Origin of the sequence: Saccharopolyspora endophytica (assembly GCF_018070075.1) — a bacterium.
GTDB lineage: Bacteria > Actinomycetota > Actinomycetes > Mycobacteriales > Pseudonocardiaceae > Saccharopolyspora > Saccharopolyspora endophytica.
The window spans coordinates 810,124-826,238 of sequence record NZ_JAGPXE010000001.1; the positions used below are offsets into that span (position 1 = coordinate 810,124).

Sequence of the window (16,115 nt, forward strand, 5' to 3'; positions counted from 1 at the left end):
GCGATGAGCAAAGTCCTCCTGCTCCTCGCGGCGGTGGTCATCGGGTTTCCGCTGATGGTGGTCGCGGTGGCGGGCGCGGCGATCACCAGTATCTTCGCTGCGCGCCAGACGAGCTCGTCGACCTGCCTCGTCGCAGGAGCCGATGGGATCACGCTGGTCGGTTACGGGCCGGAGGAGACACGCAACGCAGCCACCATCGTCGCGGTCGGCAAGCAACTCCACGTCCCCGAACAAGGCCAAGTCGTGGCCATCGCGACCGCGCTGCGCGAGTCCTGGCTGCGAAACCTCACCTGGGGCGATCGCGACAGCCTCGGGTTGTTCCAGCAACGCCCCTCCATGGGCTGGGGCACCCGCGAGGAGATCCTGAACCCGGTCTACAGCTCCACCCAGTTCTACACACACCTACTCGCGGTCCCCGGATGGAAGAAAATGCGGGTGACGGATGCGGCCGACGCCGTCCAGAAGTCGGCCCTCCCCGAGGCCTACGCCGAACACGAAGCGGCCGCCCGCGCCATCGTCGCCGCCCTCCACGGCGCTCACTGCCAGCCTGCCCCGGCATCAGGCGGCGGTTGGGTCGTGCCGACCACGGGCACATGCACGTCCGGCTACGGGCCGCGTAACGGCGAGATGCACCGGGGCCAGGACATCGCCGCACCGATTCGCACACCTATCCTCGCTGCCCACACCGGCACCGTGATCGACTCCGGTCCCGCTAGCGGTTACGGCCTCTGGGTCCGCATCGAGCACCCCGGCGGGATCATCACGGTCTACGGCCACAACAACGTCAATCACGTACACGTCGGCGACCGCGTTCAAGCAGGCCAGGCCATCGCTGAGGTTGGCAATCGCGGTGAATCCACGGGAGCCCACTTGCACTTCCAGATCGAGGACAACGGCCAGCCCGTTGATCCCGTCGCCTTCTACCATGACCGCGGCCACCCGTCACTGTGCGGCGAGGCGGAGAAGCGCAACTGATTTCGAGAGCACGCGTCGGCCCCGCCACCCCGAGTTGTCCTCGGGTGACGGGGCCGACGGGCATCTTGGTGCTAGGCGAGCCGGTGCGCGGGCGGGGTGGCCATGTTGGTGAGCGTGTACACCGCCAACGGTTCTGTGAGAGGGCGTCTGGGGTCGGTGCTCTCGTGCTGCTGCCCGTCGGCGGTGACGATGCGGCAGTCATCACGCACGTGGTCGAGGCAGTAGTAGCTGCCCACCAGGCGCCCGCGACGGGTCACGACGCCGTAGATGATTGCTTGCTCGTCGGCGGGGTCACGCACAATCGCGGTGATCAGGCACTCGTTCTCGCGGAATTGCCGCACAACGTATTCGGGTCGAGAAGTCATCATGTACTCCCTGAACGTGACAGGTCAGGCCCTCCCGGAGGGGGCGGGGTGAGTTGCTGCGGCGGCCTGCCGCCCAGATCAAGCCAGTCGAGAAGTTGCGCTGCGTGGGCGGCCAATTCGTTGGCGTACTCGTCGACGTGGTCCCAGTGCGAGGGATCCACCATGTCGGCGTAGTCGATCGCTGCGCGCCACTGATTCACGGCCTCGCGCACGCTCTGCCAAGTGGCATCCGGGTCGTTGAGCGTCATGAGCGCTCCCGCAGATAGCGCTTGAGCCAGCTGTGAACGCGCGGTAGCTGATCCGAGGTGATCTGCCGTCGCAGCCCAGTCAGTTCCTCCTCAGCGTGGAAGCATCCATGACGATCAGCGAGCTGCGCGAACATGGTGAACCAGAGCGCGTCAGTGTCGCGGTCGATCTGCCCGATCACCTCGTCCAGCTCACCGGGCTCCGGAAGGGTGCGGGCGCGGTGCAGGGGGAGCGGAACCGGCGATGCAGCGGCCGGGTCATGCGTCGTCCCACGCGCACCGTCGTCGGGCGCTGCGAGGTTCCTGCGGCACTCCCGGCCCGGGAGTGTTGGCTCCTCGGGATCGACGCGGTACCAGCCCACTCCTCCGCCAACCGTCACGAACACGGCACCGATGCCGGGGTCGAAGGTGATGATCCAGTCGCTGTGATGACTGCTCTCGTACGGCCACGGCCAGCCCACTTGGTTCGGATAGGTGGCGCTCCACTGGTCATGCTCGGGCCACTTGTTGAACAGGACATTGACGCGGCGCCGGTAGGCGCGCTCATACACCGATCGCAGCAGCGCTCGGCCGGATGGAGTGCGCAGCATCTCTTCCGGCTCGCGCGCCGCGCGCACCGAACCGATCCACTCGGCTTGCACGCCCCGCCCTACGTAGAAATCGACCACTACGTAGCGATCGAAGAAGGTCCCCATAGCTCGGTTCCTTTTCATCTCACGTCGTTGTTGATCTCGTGCCGACCCCGCGCCCAGGCCCGCTCGGTGGCGGGCGGGCCTGGGCAGTCACCGGCCTAGGGCTCCTCGCTGCTAGCGGCGAAGCGCTTGGGGGAGGTCTGGGTTTGGTGGGCGTAGCCCTCGTCGGCGAGCTTGTGCAACGCGTTGTTGACCGCTCCGGCCGACCGGTCGAGGGCCTTGGCGATCTGGCCAGGGCTGAACTCCGCGCCGGGGTGGGCGGTCAGATAGTCCTCGACCATCCCGCGCAGTTCGCCCTTGGCCAGGCGCTTGTCGGACGCGACCGGCGTTTCGCTGCCTTCGCCGTCGCCGATGGGGGCCGTTGTGTGCGCGCACGACGAAGGTGTGGCGTCGGTCCGATTCGTCTCGGGCTCGTCCGGATCGCTGGCTGCGTCGGCTTCTGCGGGTGTGTTGGCCCGCGTGGGGGTGTCCGGTTCGGGCGCGGTGGCCGGGGCGAAGCGGTCGGGGAACCGACGAGCGCCGTCCTTGATACCGGGGATGCGGGTGATATCACCGGAGTTCGACCATGCGGCGAGGATCTTGCCTGCGGTGGACCGGCCGATTTTGGCGTGCTGCGCGATTTCGGCGGTCGTGGATTCGGGGTGGGCGTGGAGTGCGGCCCATGCCTTGGATTCGGTGTCGGTGCGAACGGGGGCCGGTGCGTTGTCTTGGGTGGTGCTGGGCATGACGGGCTCCCTGTGTGAGTGGGGTGGTGGGTCATGCCCTCCGGAGGGCGATGTAGCCCGGCGCGCGCTGCCGGTTCGCGGCTACATGGATATGGACGCTCTCCTCTCGTGAGGAGTCAAGCGTTTTCAGTTGTCTCGACCGTCCCGTGTTGCGGCGGGGCCGCTCGTGGAAGCGTTGTCGGTGTGCTGCGCGGGATGGGTTAGAGGTCGAGGATGTTGATGGCCCGGTTGATCAGGTTGCTGACGATGGGGCGCAGTTCGAGGGACGGGTTGAGTCCGGGCCGGTTGGGCTCTGAGGTCTTGGAGAACCAGCTACCGGGGCTCTGCGCGGTGACTTGGGACCAGGTTCGCGGCCTGGCCAGGACTTCCACGGTGGCCTGGCTCCGGCCCACGTCGGGGCCGCGAACGACCCTGGCGCGGATGACGTTCCCGCCCGCTTCGACTGTGGCCTCGTAGCTGTAGCGGTCCGGGTCCTGCCCGATGGTCTCGTCAATCGTCGTGACGTTGTGGTGCATGGCAAAACTCCTTGACGGATCTCATGGTTGTCCATTGCGGGGCAGCCTGGAGCCGCCACCCGCAGCGGCGGCGTTCTCTAACGGGCGGCGCGCAGTGTCTGGGTGGCGCTACGGCCGATGGCCTGCGCGGTCGCCGCTGGGTCGTCCAGCGCGAGGACCGTGACGCCGTCCAGTGGCTTGCTGCTTCGCCTATCCGGCACCAGCCAGAGCACGCCGCACCCGTGAGCGCGTAGGCGATCTATGCGCCGTTGACCCTGCTCACGCAGGTGGTTGCGGTAATCTCCATCGGAGACGATCACCAGAAGTCGGGCAGCACCAGGGGCGGCAAGCTCGAGCGCGCCGTCGAGAGCTTCGACGGCCCCGGAGAGGTCCTCCCAGTCGTCGCGACAGTTGAATTCGGACACGTTCGCCGGGGCAGTGTCGGGGTAGGTGATGGGGTGGACGTGACGGCCGAAGATCACGGTGGCGGTGACGGCATCGACCTGGGTATGCCGTGCGGCATGGGCGAGGATCCAGGCAGCGCTTGCGACCGGCTTGGCGAAGCGGCGCATCGAGCCGGACACGTCGCAGGCGATTCCGAGCCGCAAGGGTGGCGCCGGTGTCATCTGGCGGCTGATCCGGGTGAATGGCTCGGCGGTGGGCATGGCCCCGGCCGCGCGTTGCGCATCGGCGGCCAGCGCACCGCGCATCCGCAACCGGCCGGGCGGGGTCGCCGAGTTGGTCTTGACGGTCGTGCGGTCGCGGATTCCGGCGGTACTCAGCGACCGTGCCAGTCTCCGGGCGGCCTGGCGCTCTTCGGTGGTCGGAGCCCGTGTTCCGGACACCGCTGAACGGGAACTACCCGGCGTATCGGTGGAAAAGATCCGCGCGGCGGTGCGCAAGGCCGTGTGCCGCGCCTTCTCCTCGTCCCGTTTTGCTTGCGCCTTCTCAGCGGTGTGATCGCCGGGCAAGGCGGCGGTGGTGTTCGTGTCGACTTCCGTGAGCGCTGCGGTGACGGCCTTCGCTAGTGGGGTAGGGGTGCCATCGGGTTCCGTGGTGCCCGGTTTCGGCGGCGTGGCGTCGGGATCGGTTCCCAGCGCGGCGCACCAGCGGCGGCCGAGTTCGATCATGGCGTCGGTGTCGTCGTCGGCGGTGCGGTGTGCTTCCTGCCAGATCTCGCGGAGCTGCCGCAACGTGTCGGTACCGAGAAGTTCGCGGACTTTGCTGGTGAGGGAGCCGAGTTCCTCCCAGACGAGAATCCCGGCATCCGCGCGGGCCAGGAGCAAGGCGGCGGTGTGCGCCGCACTGGCGCGGTCCTCGCTCGTGGCCCGGACTTCCTCGAGGATGAGTTTGGTGGAGGCGGCACGCAGCCACGTCCGGTCATCAGGGCGGCGGCGTACGTGGACAGCCTCGATTCGGGATTCTTCCAGGCTCATCGCGGCGTCGATGACGCTTGGAGGCGTGCCTCCGGGTGGTTCCCACCTGCTGTGCGCCGCGTGCGCGCACTCATGCGCGAACACACCCCAGGTCACCGGATACCGCACGCGGTCGGCGTCAATGGCCGGTGCGACGGTCGCGGGGTCCACCTTGCCCAGGTGCGTACCGTCGAGTTCGATGGTGGCCTGATGTGGCAGGAACCGGCCGGGCGCGCCGCCCCCTGCGCCGGGGGTGATCGTGACCACCAGGTCGTCACGCCCGGCAATGTCGGGGGCTTCGTCGGTGAGCGCGGCTGAGAGCTCCTGCCACGCGGTCTCTGCCGTGTCGGTCGGAGTTGGGGTAGCGGCGTCGTCATGGGTTACGTGTACCGTCATGGTTGATTGTCCCTTCTGGACTTGACAGGGGCGGTGGTCAGACCCGGCTGCCGAGTGACAGCGGCTCGGCGCTGACCTTGAACAGGTCACGGACGAGTTTTGCGACGGCCTCGCGATCGTCTTCCGGTGCGATCCCGATCAGGTTTCGGGCGGCGGCATCGGTACCGAGTACTTCGGCGATCTTTTGAAACGCGATCAGTTCGCGTAGTTGTGGTGCCCACGTGACGTCGCCGGTTCGCTGCCGTGTCGCGAGATTGCGAGCCACCCGAACGGCACGGGAGTCAATCTTGAGTTGCGCGGCGAGATCGAAATCAGTGGATACCTGGATTTGCGCGGAGAACCGTGAGGCGAGCGCATCGGTCAGCACCGCCCCGTGAACGCCAGGGTTGTGACCGGCAACAGTGTAGAAACCTGGTGCGGCGGTGACGGTTTCACCACCATTGGCCTTGACGGTGATCTCCCTCCGCCCGTCCATGGCGGGGTAGACCACCGCGAGCACCGTGGGCGGGATCAACGTCGCGTCATCGATGAACAGGCATCGGCCCTCACGCATCGCGGTCACCAGCGGCCCATGCACGAAAACGTAACGACCCTCGGGCGTTTGGGTGTACTCACCGACGAAGTCGGCCACCGTGGTGTCCCCGTCGCCGGGAACGGTGATCAAGTCCGGAAACGCCGCTTCGATCACTGAGGTTTTCCCGGTGCCGGGTGGTCCGTACATCAACGCGGGAATCCCTGCGTCGCGCAGCTTGCGCAACGCGGTCACATCCGGCAGCCCGGCCAGTTTCCGGGGGTGATAGCTCTGCCCATTCGGGCGCGTAACCGGACCGGGATTTTCTTTCTTCGGCGCGGTTTTCGCCTTTGCCGGTTTGGCTGGTGCGGATTTCTTGGGGGTGGTCGCTGGGGCCGGGCGCGCCGTGGGCGCGTCGGTTGATCGGGTGGCGTCATTGGCCCGGAAACGCAGTGGGGCGGTACCAGCTTGTTCGGCCGTGCCCTGATCGACCAATGTCCGCAAGGCGTTTCCCACCGCGCCCGATGACCGCCCCAAATCTGCCGCGATTTCGCGCGCGGTCACGTCGGTACCGGGGTGATCGGCAAGCCAGCCCGCGACCATACGCCGCAATTCGCCGCTGGCCAGGCGTCCACCGGTGGGAGTGGTCATCGTTCGTGTTTCCGTGTCGGTTGTCGGGTTCGGGGTGCTGTCCACGGCAGCGGGCACGGCAGGCTCCTTAAAAACGAACATGGCTCACGCCACGAGTAAATGACTGAAATGGTCCACGTGTGGGCGGGACGTGATTCCGAAATTGCCGGGGTCTGTCCGGGTATGCTGAGAATTCGGCGGAATTCGATGGCATGACCCCGGCGGGTCTGGAAATCGCGCGCGATGATGCGGCGGGGTGCAAACAGCGTGGCTGACTGGTGGTCAGTCCTGGTCGTCCTGGCGGTTCTGGTGCCGTTCGGCGGCCTGTTCGGCGATTTCCATCGTGTCACAGTTTTCTGACCAGCCGCAGTAGCAATACGCGGTGGCGGTGCCGTCGCCGTTCGCGGTGGTGTCGGCGTAGCACATCGTTTCCCCAATCAGTCAGATTTTGACATGGCTCGCGCCAGGGGTGGAATTCGGTGGTGATGCGCCGTTCCTGGCGACACATATAAATTAACTCGATCCCACGCCGCGCGCAACACAAAAACCCGGACTTTCCAGGGAAATTCCGGGGATTTATGGACAGTTTGAGTTGATGCATTTTGAATTCGTCTTGAAAAGCCGTGCAATCGGCGCTCTGTGCGACGAATGGCGAAATACCAATGAATCAATAGTGAATGGGATGGGGGAATTCTAAATAAAAGAATTCAATGGTGATGTGGGTGGTGCGACGCCGCGGGGTCGTGACCTGCTGCCTGGTTCCTGCCGTTGTGCCGTGGCTGTGGCTGGCCGGCCGATGTGCTTTCCGGCTTGCGGGGCAAGCCAGTTGGGGAGAGCAGCGGATCCCCCTGTGCGGGTGCTGACCTGCCTTGGGGGCGGCGCCCCCTGGTGGGGTTCTGAGCGCCACCCCCAACGGATCCATGAGTGGATCCCCCATCGGCACCTCCAATGCTGCCGCTGCCTTGACTTGCCGGATTGCGGGCGCGGTCAGGCGATGCGCCGCATGGTGCCGCTGCTGGAGTGGTGTGCGGCGTGAACGAGCGGTGCGGCCAACATCGGCCACCCGGGTCCGGAGTTCTTCCAGCGTCCGAGGAGAAGGAAGCGCCGGTTCCGGGCGACCCACAGCCACACATCGACGTGGTCGTCATCGTCGGTGGCGGGACAGCGCAATTGGAGCACGAGCGTTGATTCCCGAACCGCACTGGCTTGCAGCTGTCGTTTCCAGACTCCGCTGAAACTGGCGAGTCCCCCGTCGGGGCGTGACTCGACCTGGGTGATGACGATTCCGCCTTCTTCGGCCGGCATCCTCATCGGCGGCTGCGGTCCGAGCGTGTAGGCCACGCGGTGCTGGGCGAAAGAGGCGACCTCGGAGACTGCGGACGACAGCGGCATTCTCGCGGCGGTGTGGGCGTCTCGATTCTTCGGATCTGGTGTCGACATGGTGTGTCTCCTCGGAATGGGCGAACGGGTGGTGCGTATTTATGGACGCTCGCGGGTGTGGAGGTGTCAATGGCTCTTCGGGGCGGAGGGGTGAAGACCGCCCGATCGCGCGGGTTCTCCTTTCGTCGCGGAGGATTCGGAGTCGGGGCGCTGCAGCGCGGTGGCGAGTGCGAGGGTTTCGGGGGCGGGTTCGGTGTCGATATCGCGGAGCCGCTGGACCAGAAGGTCGAGGGTGGCCGGGATCGCGCTGGTGTCACCGAGTCGGGCGTGCAGACGCATGATGTCGCGGTAGAGGTGTTCGTTGGCCGGATCGAATCCGGTCGCTGTTTCCAGCATCCGCAGGGTGCGTTCCGGGTCGGTGGGGGCGTGGTGACGGGCCAGGGCACTGACGGCGTTGATGGCGGTGCGCAGCGCAGCGAAGCGGGGCGCCTGGATCCATTCGCTGTCGATGCCGGCGGCGAGCTCACCCTGATACACCTCCACCACCGTGTGGTGCGCGTGAAGTCGCCGCGGCTCAGCGCTGGTGTCGTGGCTGGTGCGTTCGGCTTCGGTGAAGGAGGCGTAGTCGGTGTTGACCTGGGCGGGGTCCAGGCTCAGGCGCCGCTGGCGGGTGTCGTCGAGGATGTCGGTGACGGTGCCGTGTGTGGCGGACTCCAGCGCTGTACGCAGCCGGGAGAGCGTGGTGTTGAGCGCGTTGGTGGGCCGATTTGAGGGTGCGTGCTGCCACAGGTCGGCGATCGCGGTATCCCGCGTGACGCCAGGATTAACCGCGAGGTAGGCGAGAAGCTCCAGCAACCTCGGTGTGAAGTGCTCGGTGATGTCTTCTCGTTCACCCTCCGGTGATGTCCACAGCAGACGAACCGGTCCGAAAACGCGCAGAGACAACGGCGCACAGTCCTCAGGCGTCTCGGCGCACTCGGGTGATGCCGAAGAAGGAGGTGGTTCGTGGTCTTGTAGGACGGGTTGCACGGGCGGGACGGCGTCGTGCTGTGGGGCGCGGCCGAGAGCGAGGAGATCACGCGCTGCGACCTCGTCCGCGGTGAACAGGCGTGCCCCGATCAGTGAGGACACCTTGTGGCTCGCGCCGCTGACGACTCCGCTGTCCTCCACTGCCAGCTGGGCGCCGGCCGGTGATGGTCCCAAGGCGAGGACGGAGGCGCCCGCGGTCTGCGGCAGTGCGTCGTCGTCGAGGACGGTGGTGTATGCGACGAGCACGTCGCCGAGCTGTCCCGGCGGTGTGGCGTGCAGGTCGGTGATCTGATGCCAATGGCCTAGTTCTGGAGGCGGACCGTCGGGGAACAGCGCGGCGACGGCGGCCGTGTGGAGGCTGAGCCGGGGACGTTCCGGGTGAAGTGCCAGGTTGACGAGGAGCGCCCGAACAACATCGTGGGCGCCTGGCCCGGTGACACCGACCCGGCGGGCGTCGGAGAAGTTGAGGTGTCGGGTCTGGCCGTCGGCGACGCCGATCTCCAACCACAGCTCACGCGCGTCGGTGTCTTGACGTCGTTCGGGCGGTGGCGCGAGTCGAGGCGCTCGTGGTTCGTCATCGGGCGCGTGCGTGGTGCTGGTGGGGTGGGCGCGGTGGAGCGCGTAGACCGCAGGAGCGATGGGGTAGTCGGCCGTGGCGTGGGTGCCGGGACGGTGGTGTCGGCGATGCCGGCGGCGGGCGAGTACGAGCGCGGCGCTGACCGCGGCTGCCGTGGCGGCGCCGAGAAAGGTTCTCGCACCGAGCTGAATCTCCCCGGTATCGGTGATCACCGGTTGCGGTGCCGGTGAGACCCGGGCCGGTGCTACCGCCGGTCCACGCGAGACCGCTTCGGGGGCCGGATCGGGGAGAGGCGGGGCTGGTAGTGCGAGGTGCCATCCGGGGAAGAGGTGGTGGGGGTCGCGCAGCACGCGGCCATCGGGCTGTGGTCGTTCGGCGTTGACGGCGAACAACACCGGCCACTGGTCGGGCGAGCCGAGTTCCCGCGCGGCGAGTGTGGCGAGGGTGTCACCGGGTTTGGTGGTGAGCCACCGTGCGGTCGCGGGAATCCCGGCTGGAGTTGGCAGGGCCGCATCGGTGGGCATGCGCAGCACCCACCCGGTTTCCAGCCGGTCTGTGCCCTGGAGCAGGTCGTGGTTGAGGTCGCGCAGCTGGCCCCAGCGGTGCGGGTTGCCGAGGTAGCGCTCGGCGAGGTCCCACAGCGTGTCGCCGCGGACCACGGTGTAGCGCGGGTGGTTAGGGGCGGTCGTGGTGGGGCCGGGCGGCGGGTCGGCGTACCCGCCCGGCCCCACCGGGGCGTCGCCGTAGACGGGGGTGGCGGCGACACCCTCTGGGAGAGGCATCAGTGCCGTGACGCTTGGCGTCGTGGCGACAGGGGCCGCCGACATCGTCCCCGGGAACAGGGACAGCACAGCCCAGGTGATCACGGCGGTCAGCCAGGCTCGGGGCGTGCCGCGCCGCACCGGACGCGAACGCCCGGGGACCAGGAGGCGGGCAAGGTCGGCCACGGTCCACGCCAGCAGAAGGGCCCAACTCGCCCACCCCGTGAACAGGACGCCGAGCAGCGCACACCGGGAGGGGCTCAGTTCGAACCGCAATGTCTCCGCGAGGCGTCCGGCCCAGTCACCGAGCTGGACCGGCAGCGGCGCTGCCCACGGGGAGAAGTCCGGGACCGGCCACCGCACGGTGGGAAAGGGGGCGATCTCGGCCAGCGCCCACAACACGACCGGCAGCCCGGTCAACAGCGCCACGAGCCCGGTGATCGCGGCACAGGCCAGCAGCCGCGTGCGCACCTCGGCCGCCGGGGTCATGGCCGGGCACCTCCGTCAGTCTGAAGAGTGGCGGTTGCGTGGCCGGTGACCGTGTGGACGTCCCACAGCAGCCCGATCGCAGCAGGTTCGGTGTAGGTCACCGTGACCGCCACACTCGACGGGCCCTGCAGCGAGACGGTCCCGGTGTGGCCGGTGGCCGCGAGATAACGCCGTGCCGCTGCGGTCGCCTCCGATGGTTCGAGGGTGATGGAGGTGTGGCGGGTGTCGAGCGCGGTGAGTGCGCTGCGCGCGGTCTCGGCGGCGACTGCGTCGGCCCGGGCGCGCACTCGAAGCCGGTCGGCACCGTCGACGAGCAACGCGCACAGCAGCAACAGGCAGGGCACCAGGACGGCGACCAGCACACTGACCGACCCGTCGTCACGGCCACGCGCGAAGGAGGTCATGTTCGCCCCCGAAACGGGTCGACCGGGCTGGAAAACTCAGCACGCAACGGAACTTGACCGGGTAGTCCGGCCAGGCCGGTCAAGTCCGCCAGCGACACGCTGCAGCGCAGCCCGACCGTGACCACGCCGGTCGTGCCCGCGCGGGTGGCCAGGCCACTGATATCGAGGTCCTGGGCGAGGTCGGTGCACGCCAGGTGCTGCTCGCCCAGCACCTGCAGGCCGGTCGAGGTGGCTGCGCTGTGGGCACCACTGGGTGTGCGGGCCAGTGACGCGGCGCGTGCGGCCGTGGTCGCTGCGTGCTCCAGGGCGTGGTGGGCGGTGACGACGCGGCCGGCGGCGATGACCACGACGAGCACCGCCAACAGCAACGGAGTCAGCACAGCGACTTCCACACTCGCCGACCCCTCCTCACGCGGGTGGGTGTTCATGGTGTGTCTCCCGGGGTGGTGAAGCGTTCCTTGCTGGCTTCGGCGACCTGCATGACGGTCCCCAGCCCCGGAACAGGGAGAAGGCGGGGCGGGTCACCGCTCACGCGCACGGTGACCCGCGTCCTGGTGACCTGAGCGCTCACCTGGGGTTGGGTCACGAGTCCGGAGCTCCCGGCCAGGAACGACTCCGCGGTGGACTGGGCGTCGGCGGTGGTGCCGTGCAGCGTGCGCGCCACCTGGACGCCCTGCTGCGCGGCAGCCGAGCAGATCGTGCGCGTATGCCACCACAACCCGGCCTGCACCACCGTGAGCAGGACGAGCAGCACCAGGGGCGCCAGCACCGCCAACTCCACGGCAGCCGACCCCGTCTCGAACCGGGCCGCCCGTTTACCTCGGGTGCGAGTCAACATCAGCGATCACCTCGCTCCGGGGTCAGTGGATTTGGGCTTGGTACTTCTGGACCACGGCGGTGATCGCGGCCCCGAGCCCGAGTGCCGCAGCCAACGCAATCGCCGTCAACACGGCCTTTTCGGTGCTCTCCGAACCGCGATCATCGAAACGAACCCTTTCGACGAAACGGGCGAGCGTGGTGGTGCTGGTGGCGAGGCAGGCGGCGACGAGCATCACCGTGACGGTCACCTGCGTACGAAGGATGGGGATCATGACAACCTCTCAGCGATGGGAATCGGCATTGTCGTGTGGTGCGCGGCTATCCGATGAGCAGCCGCGCGACGGTGGGGTAGAGGGCCAGCAGAAGGAACCCGGCCATCAGGGCGGTGACCGGTAGCGTGAGGCGCTCGGTGCGCGCGTTGGCCTCGGCCTTGTCCTCGGTGGTGGTCGTGGCGCGCAGACTCGCGGCCTGCGCGGTGAGGCTGGCGTAGATCGCGGCACCATCTGCAGCGGTCGCGGCCAGATCGGCGACCGTCACGAGCTCGTCCAGCCGGACCTGTTCCCCGAGACCGCGCAGCGCGTCCCAGGGCGAGTACCCGTGGTTCTCGGCCCTGACCAGCGTGCGGTGCAGCCGCTGCAGCAGCGGGTGGTCTGCGAGCGCGGCGGCCTCGTGCAGGGCCGGTCCCGGCGCTTGGCCGGCGGCGCGCTCTTGGGCCACCAGGTCGAGATAGACCGCCAGCACTCGGCGCGCATCGCTGCGTGCGTGGCGCGCGGCATCGCGCGTGCGCCACACCGGCACCCAAGCCCCTGCTACCGCACACCCCAGAACCAGCACCGGTGCGACGAGGAGCGAAACAGTCCCGGCAGCCACGAATCCTGTTGCGAGAACCAGTCCGGTGAGCCCGGAGGCCAGACTCCACGTGATGCGATTGGACATATAGGACTGTGGTGTTTGCTCGAGCAGATCGAGGTCTGCTTCGGGGATCGCCAGCCACGGGTGACCGGCCTGCTGTGCCCTCTGGATGAGCCGGTCCATGCGCTGGTGCTGTGCGGTGGTGGGGTGGGTGAGGTGGTGCAGTGCTGCCTGCAGGTTCATCGGAGCCGGGCCGACCACACCACGAATGCCTGCAGCGAGCCCGATCCCGAGCAGTGTTCCGACGAGGGCGGCCATCGGGATTGTGGGAGTCATGACGCGTCTCCCCGCAGGTAGCGAGCCGCAGCATGGGGCGTGGATAGGCGGTGCATGTGCCAGAGGGCGCCGGCGAAGATCGCCACGACCACCGCGAGGACACCTTGGCCCAGCGCCGTACTGATCGGTGCGAGGTACTCCTGGGCGAACACCACCAGCCCGAGGACCATGACCGCGCTGATGCCGATCAGCGTGCGCACCGTGGTCCGGGGCTTGGCGCGGTCGGCTTCCACCTCGCGCGCACTGGCGGCCCGTGCGGTCAGACTCACCGCCTGCCCTTGCAAGATCTCGACCACGCCGCGTCCCCCCGCGCGCACGCGCAGCAGCAGCGCGAGCACGACCTCATCGACGGCGGGATGGGACAACTCCGCGGCGAAGGCCCGCAGCGCTGGTTCCGTGCCCTCCCGGCGCATCGCCTCGGCCAGCCGGGCAACAGCGGGAGCCAACAGCGCCGGTGCAGTGTCGGCCGAGCGCGTCACGGCCTGGTGCAGGCCACCCGCCCCGGAGGCCAGAAGATCACCCAAACGTCGCGTCCACGTCGCCACCGCCTCGTGCAACGCGATGTCGTCGCGCACCTGCCGGGGCGCCAGCAACGCCGGAACAGCCAGAACCCCGAAAACTGCGGCGGCAGCGGCCACGGGCCAGCCCGTGGCCCACCACGCCACACCAGCGGCCAACGACGCGATCAACCCGCGCCGTCGCCACCGCTCCATCCACGCCACCACCGACCTCGCCCGCGAGGGCATCGTGGGGGGACGCGGAGGCCGGAAGAACAGAACGCTGAAAAGCAGGCCAATCCCCAGGAAGAGCCCGAACACAGCTGCCAAAGCGATGATCATGGTGAAACCCCCGGACGAGGATCCGAAAACTCGTTGCGTTGCAACGCCTGTGCGTCAAGCCCGTGCTGATGGAGCCGGGTGCGTAGCGGCTCGCTGGGCGGGTACACGGGTGCGATGCACCCGCTGCTGGGGTGCGGGCCGAACAGCGGGATCAGATCCGGTGTCCCGGCATCACCGACCGGCCCGACTTCACAAATCTCGGTGACGACCCGCTCGCGTCGGCCCTCGCAGTCCCGACGGGTCACGTGCACGATCAGATCCAGGGCCGAGGCCGTCCAGCGATGAGCCGCAGCGACACTCAGCGGCGGGTGCGCGAGTTGGCCGAGCGCGGCGATGCGGTCGGGCACTGCCCTGGCCGAGGTGGCGTGCAGCGTGCCCATACCCCCGGCGGCCCCGTTGCCCAACGCGCGCAGCAGCGAGGTGATCTCGCCACCCCGAACCTCCCCGACGATCACCCGCGAAGGGGAATGCCGAAGGGTCTGCTTCAGCAGGGCATCCAGGGTGATCTCCCCGACGCCCTCGGCATTGGGTGCACGCGCTTCCAGCGCTGTCACCAGCGGATGCGCGACCGGGTTCAGGTGCAGTCCGAGCTCGTAGTCGTCCTCGACAGTCACCACGTGCTCGTGGTCGGCAATGGCGTGGCACAGCGAACGCAGCAGTGTCGTCTTACCGGCTGCAGGTCCACCGGTGACCAGCAGGTTCAGCCCGGCACGGACAGCGGCCTGCAGGAAATCGTGGATACGGTCGTTGACGGTGCCACGTTGGTGCAGATCATCCAGCGTGGCGTGGGCGAGCCGATGGCGCCGGATCGCGATCCGCGGCCGGTCGGAGACCTCGCGCACCGCGGCCAACCGAGCCCCCAACGGGCCACCAGCCGACAGGCGGAGATTGCCCATCGGGTGGGCCGGCGAGAACTCCCGGCTGGTCTGTCCCAGCCGCGCGAACATCGACTCCAACTGCGCCAACAAGTCCGCGTCCGAGCGGCCGACCGGATGCGGCCACGCCTGCACGCTTCCATCGGAGCGTTCGAGCCACACGCGGTCGTGGCCGTGGATGTGGATGTTCTCGACGTCCTCGCGCTCCAGCAGCGGCTGCAGATCACCCAACCCGGACAGCGCCGCCAGGACGGCATCGGTGAGCCGCTTCTCGGCGATCTCCGACAACGGCTGATCCCCCTGCGCGGCGCGGTGCAGAGTCCACGCGGCGATCTCAGCGGCGACCAGCGACCGGTGCCGGGCAAGATCATCTCCGGGTGCGAGGCGTTCGGCCACCCGCGCCCGCAACTGCGCCACCGTGTCCGCGTCCGGGACGGGGCCGTGCTCGTCGGCGGGATTCATCCGTGAACTGATCTGCGAGGTCATGCCACCTTCTCCTGTCCCTCGTCGCTGGCCGGAGCGGAGGACACCCGGGCGGGTCCGGCGAGTTGGTTGTGCAGGCGGCGCGCTGCTTTACGGCTGGTGCGCAGCAACGCCGAACGGCGCGGTTGCAGGCAGGGCGTACCGCCATCGCAGAGCGCACCTGCTGCGGCCGGGTCATCGGGGAGTTCCATCCCGACCGGGATGGCCAAGGCACGGGCGGCATCGTCGGCCTGGCGGCTGGTGGCCACCGACACCGCCGCGCCCAACCGCTCGGAAGGCACCAGGTCACGCAAGACCGTGACCAGTCGGCCGGCCGCGACGATGTGCCGAAGCGTCGGGCGGACCCCGACCAGGACGAGATCGGACTCGGCCACCAGCGGCCACGGCGTCGCGGGACTCCACCGACCCGCGTCCACGAGCACATCCGGACCACTTTCGCTGAGGTCCCGCAGCGCGCTGGCCAGCCGCTTCCACCCATCGGAGCCGATCGCGCCGGCCTGGACCGGACCGTTGACCCCGACCAGAAGCCGCAATCCGCCGCTGTCGGGGACTTCTTGTGCGTGACCGGCCAAGCCTTCGGCCGGCACGGATTCGAGGTGCCGAGTCGAGGAGGCGAAGCTGAGCACGCTGTGGTCGGAGGTGAGCCGACCATCGACCCACCACTGTCCTGCCCACCCGGGCAGCAGATCGCCTCCCGCCGGATCGGCATCGACCACGAGCAGGGCGTGGGGCCACACCGTCGCCAGCGCTGCGATCCCCGTAGTCACCCCCGGCGACCCCTTCGCCGACAGAACCGTCACCAAAGCCATTGCGCTCACGCTCC

The 16,115-nt window shown here is 68.3% G+C and carries 19 protein-coding genes; 1 reads left to right on the forward strand and 18 read right to left on the reverse strand.

All coding sequences use genetic code 11. From position 1 onward, the window contains the following. Window positions 1-3 precede the first annotated feature (3 nt). The gene (locus KBO27_RS03865; RefSeq protein WP_281420606.1) at window positions 4-975 is read left to right on the forward strand and encodes a M23 family metallopeptidase; all 972 of its coding nucleotides are present in this window, start codon (window positions 4-6) and stop codon (window positions 973-975) included. Between the two features lie 71 nt (window positions 976-1,046). Here the strand turns inward: KBO27_RS03865 and KBO27_RS03870 are convergent, their stop codons facing one another. The 18 genes from KBO27_RS03870 to KBO27_RS03955 all read right to left on the reverse strand — a co-directional run bounded on the left by KBO27_RS03870 (window position 1,047) and on the right by KBO27_RS03955 (window position 16,101). After that, entirely contained in the window at window positions 1,047-1,340 is a 294-nt protein-coding gene (locus KBO27_RS03870; protein ID WP_210968532.1) for a hypothetical protein, read from the reverse strand. Next, window positions 1,340-1,588, reverse strand: coding sequence for a hypothetical protein (locus KBO27_RS03875; protein WP_210968533.1), 249 nt, complete (start codon window positions 1,586-1,588; stop codon window positions 1,340-1,342). Before KBO27_RS03875 ends, KBO27_RS03870 begins: the two co-directional genes overlap by 1 nt. Further along, window positions 1,585-2,280, reverse strand: coding sequence for a hypothetical protein (locus KBO27_RS03880; protein ID WP_210968534.1), 696 nt, complete (start codon window positions 2,278-2,280; stop codon window positions 1,585-1,587). The genes KBO27_RS03875 and KBO27_RS03880 overlap by 4 nt, the downstream gene beginning before the upstream one ends. A gap of 95 nt (window positions 2,281-2,375) precedes the next feature. Further along, window positions 2,376-3,002, reverse strand: coding sequence for a helix-turn-helix domain-containing protein (locus KBO27_RS03885; RefSeq protein WP_210968535.1), 627 nt, complete (start codon window positions 3,000-3,002; stop codon window positions 2,376-2,378). A 200-nt stretch (window positions 3,003-3,202) separates the two neighbouring features. Beyond that, entirely contained in the window at window positions 3,203-3,517 is a 315-nt protein-coding gene (locus KBO27_RS03890) for a hypothetical protein (protein ID WP_210968536.1), read from the reverse strand. A 77-nt stretch (window positions 3,518-3,594) separates the two neighbouring features. Next, a complete protein-coding gene (locus KBO27_RS03895) occupies window positions 3,595-5,307 on the reverse strand; it encodes a vWA domain-containing protein (RefSeq protein WP_210968537.1) in 1,713 nt (570 codons plus the stop codon). A 37-nt stretch (window positions 5,308-5,344) separates the two neighbouring features. After that, the gene (locus KBO27_RS03900) at window positions 5,345-6,469 is read right to left on the reverse strand and encodes an AAA family ATPase (protein WP_210968648.1); all 1,125 of its coding nucleotides are present in this window, start codon (window positions 6,467-6,469) and stop codon (window positions 5,345-5,347) included. 261 nt (window positions 6,470-6,730) lie between these two features. Beyond that, entirely contained in the window at window positions 6,731-6,874 is a 144-nt protein-coding gene (locus KBO27_RS03905; RefSeq protein ID WP_210968538.1) for a hypothetical protein, read from the reverse strand. 561 nt (window positions 6,875-7,435) lie between these two features. Beyond that, window positions 7,436-7,888 carry a hypothetical protein gene (locus KBO27_RS03910; RefSeq protein ID WP_210968539.1) on the reverse strand — a complete coding sequence of 151 codons (453 nt, stop codon included), beginning with the start codon at window positions 7,886-7,888 and terminating at the stop codon, window positions 7,436-7,438. Window positions 7,889-7,954: 66 nt separating this feature from the next. After that, entirely contained in the window at window positions 7,955-10,684 is a 2,730-nt protein-coding gene (locus KBO27_RS03915; protein ID WP_210968540.1) for an AfsR/SARP family transcriptional regulator, read from the reverse strand. Next, complete coding sequence (locus KBO27_RS03920) at window positions 10,681-11,088, reverse strand: hypothetical protein (RefSeq protein ID WP_210968541.1); 408 nt, start codon at window positions 11,086-11,088, stop codon at window positions 10,681-10,683. The genes KBO27_RS03915 and KBO27_RS03920 overlap by 4 nt, the downstream gene beginning before the upstream one ends. Next, complete coding sequence (locus tag KBO27_RS03925; protein WP_281420607.1) at window positions 11,085-11,516, reverse strand: TadE/TadG family type IV pilus assembly protein; 432 nt, start codon at window positions 11,514-11,516, stop codon at window positions 11,085-11,087. The genes KBO27_RS03920 and KBO27_RS03925 overlap by 4 nt, the downstream gene beginning before the upstream one ends. After that, window positions 11,513-11,926 (reverse strand): TadE/TadG family type IV pilus assembly protein, encoded by a 414-nt coding sequence (locus tag KBO27_RS03930; protein ID WP_210968543.1) that lies wholly within the window; start codon window positions 11,924-11,926, stop codon window positions 11,513-11,515. The genes KBO27_RS03925 and KBO27_RS03930 overlap by 4 nt, the downstream gene beginning before the upstream one ends. A gap of 22 nt (window positions 11,927-11,948) precedes the next feature. Further along, window positions 11,949-12,155 (reverse strand): hypothetical protein, encoded by a 207-nt coding sequence (locus KBO27_RS03935; RefSeq protein ID WP_210968651.1) that lies wholly within the window; start codon window positions 12,153-12,155, stop codon window positions 11,949-11,951. A gap of 70 nt (window positions 12,156-12,225) precedes the next feature. Beyond that, complete coding sequence (locus KBO27_RS03940) at window positions 12,226-13,077, reverse strand: type II secretion system F family protein (RefSeq protein ID WP_210968544.1); 852 nt, start codon at window positions 13,075-13,077, stop codon at window positions 12,226-12,228. Between the two features lie 14 nt (window positions 13,078-13,091). Next, window positions 13,092-13,808 carry a type II secretion system F family protein gene (locus KBO27_RS03945; protein ID WP_210968545.1) on the reverse strand — a complete coding sequence of 239 codons (717 nt, stop codon included), beginning with the start codon at window positions 13,806-13,808 and terminating at the stop codon, window positions 13,092-13,094. A 122-nt stretch (window positions 13,809-13,930) separates the two neighbouring features. Continuing rightward, a complete protein-coding gene (locus KBO27_RS03950) occupies window positions 13,931-15,097 on the reverse strand; it encodes a TadA family conjugal transfer-associated ATPase (RefSeq protein ID WP_246536120.1) in 1,167 nt (388 codons plus the stop codon). 194 nt (window positions 15,098-15,291) lie between these two features. Beyond that, window positions 15,292-16,101 carry a CpaE/TadZ family protein gene (locus KBO27_RS03955; RefSeq protein ID WP_210968547.1) on the reverse strand — a complete coding sequence of 270 codons (810 nt, stop codon included), beginning with the start codon at window positions 16,099-16,101 and terminating at the stop codon, window positions 15,292-15,294. Between the last annotated feature and the right edge of the window lie 14 nt (window positions 16,102-16,115).

What these genes read in the sequence shown, in the direction of transcription:
- KBO27_RS03905 (WP_210968538.1), bottom strand. Translation starts at nt 6,874, where the DNA reads ATGTGCTACGCCGACACCACCGCGAACGGCGACGGCACCGCCACCGCG.
- KBO27_RS03890 (WP_210968536.1), bottom strand. Translation starts at nt 3,517, where the DNA reads ATGCACCACAACGTCACGACGATTGACGAGACCATCGGGCAGGACCCG.
- KBO27_RS03875 (WP_210968533.1), bottom strand. Translation starts at nt 1,588, where the DNA reads ATGACGCTCAACGACCCGGATGCCACTTGGCAGAGCGTGCGCGAGGCC.
- KBO27_RS03880 (WP_210968534.1), bottom strand. Translation starts at nt 2,280, where the DNA reads ATGGGGACCTTCTTCGATCGCTACGTAGTGGTCGATTTCTACGTAGGG.
- KBO27_RS03955 (WP_210968547.1), bottom strand. Translation starts at nt 16,101, where the DNA reads ATGGCTTTGGTGACGGTTCTGTCGGCGAAGGGGTCGCCGGGGGTGACT.
- KBO27_RS03945 (WP_210968545.1), bottom strand. Translation starts at nt 13,808, where the DNA reads ATGGAGCGGTGGCGACGGCGCGGGTTGATCGCGTCGTTGGCCGCTGGT.
- KBO27_RS03940 (WP_210968544.1), bottom strand. Translation starts at nt 13,077, where the DNA reads ATGGCCGCCCTCGTCGGAACACTGCTCGGGATCGGGCTCGCTGCAGGC.
- KBO27_RS03885 (WP_210968535.1), bottom strand. Translation starts at nt 3,002, where the DNA reads ATGCCCAGCACCACCCAAGACAACGCACCGGCCCCCGTTCGCACCGAC.
- KBO27_RS03870 (WP_210968532.1), bottom strand. Translation starts at nt 1,340, where the DNA reads ATGACTTCTCGACCCGAATACGTTGTGCGGCAATTCCGCGAGAACGAG.
- KBO27_RS03920 (WP_210968541.1), bottom strand. Translation starts at nt 11,088, where the DNA reads ATGACCTCCTTCGCGCGTGGCCGTGACGACGGGTCGGTCAGTGTGCTG.
- KBO27_RS03900 (WP_210968648.1), bottom strand. Translation starts at nt 6,469, where the DNA reads ATGACCACTCCCACCGGTGGACGCCTGGCCAGCGGCGAATTGCGGCGT.
- KBO27_RS03930 (WP_210968543.1), bottom strand. Translation starts at nt 11,926, where the DNA reads ATGTTGACTCGCACCCGAGGTAAACGGGCGGCCCGGTTCGAGACGGGG.
- KBO27_RS03910 (WP_210968539.1), bottom strand. Translation starts at nt 7,888, where the DNA reads ATGTCGACACCAGATCCGAAGAATCGAGACGCCCACACCGCCGCGAGA.
- KBO27_RS03925 (WP_281420607.1), bottom strand. Translation starts at nt 11,516, where the DNA reads ATGAACACCCACCCGCGTGAGGAGGGGTCGGCGAGTGTGGAAGTCGCT.
- KBO27_RS03865 (WP_281420606.1), top strand. Translation starts at nt 4, where the DNA reads ATGAGCAAAGTCCTCCTGCTCCTCGCGGCGGTGGTCATCGGGTTTCCG.
- KBO27_RS03915 (WP_210968540.1), bottom strand. Translation starts at nt 10,684, where the DNA reads ATGACCCCGGCGGCCGAGGTGCGCACGCGGCTGCTGGCCTGTGCCGCG.
- KBO27_RS03895 (WP_210968537.1), bottom strand. Translation starts at nt 5,307, where the DNA reads ATGACGGTACACGTAACCCATGACGACGCCGCTACCCCAACTCCGACC.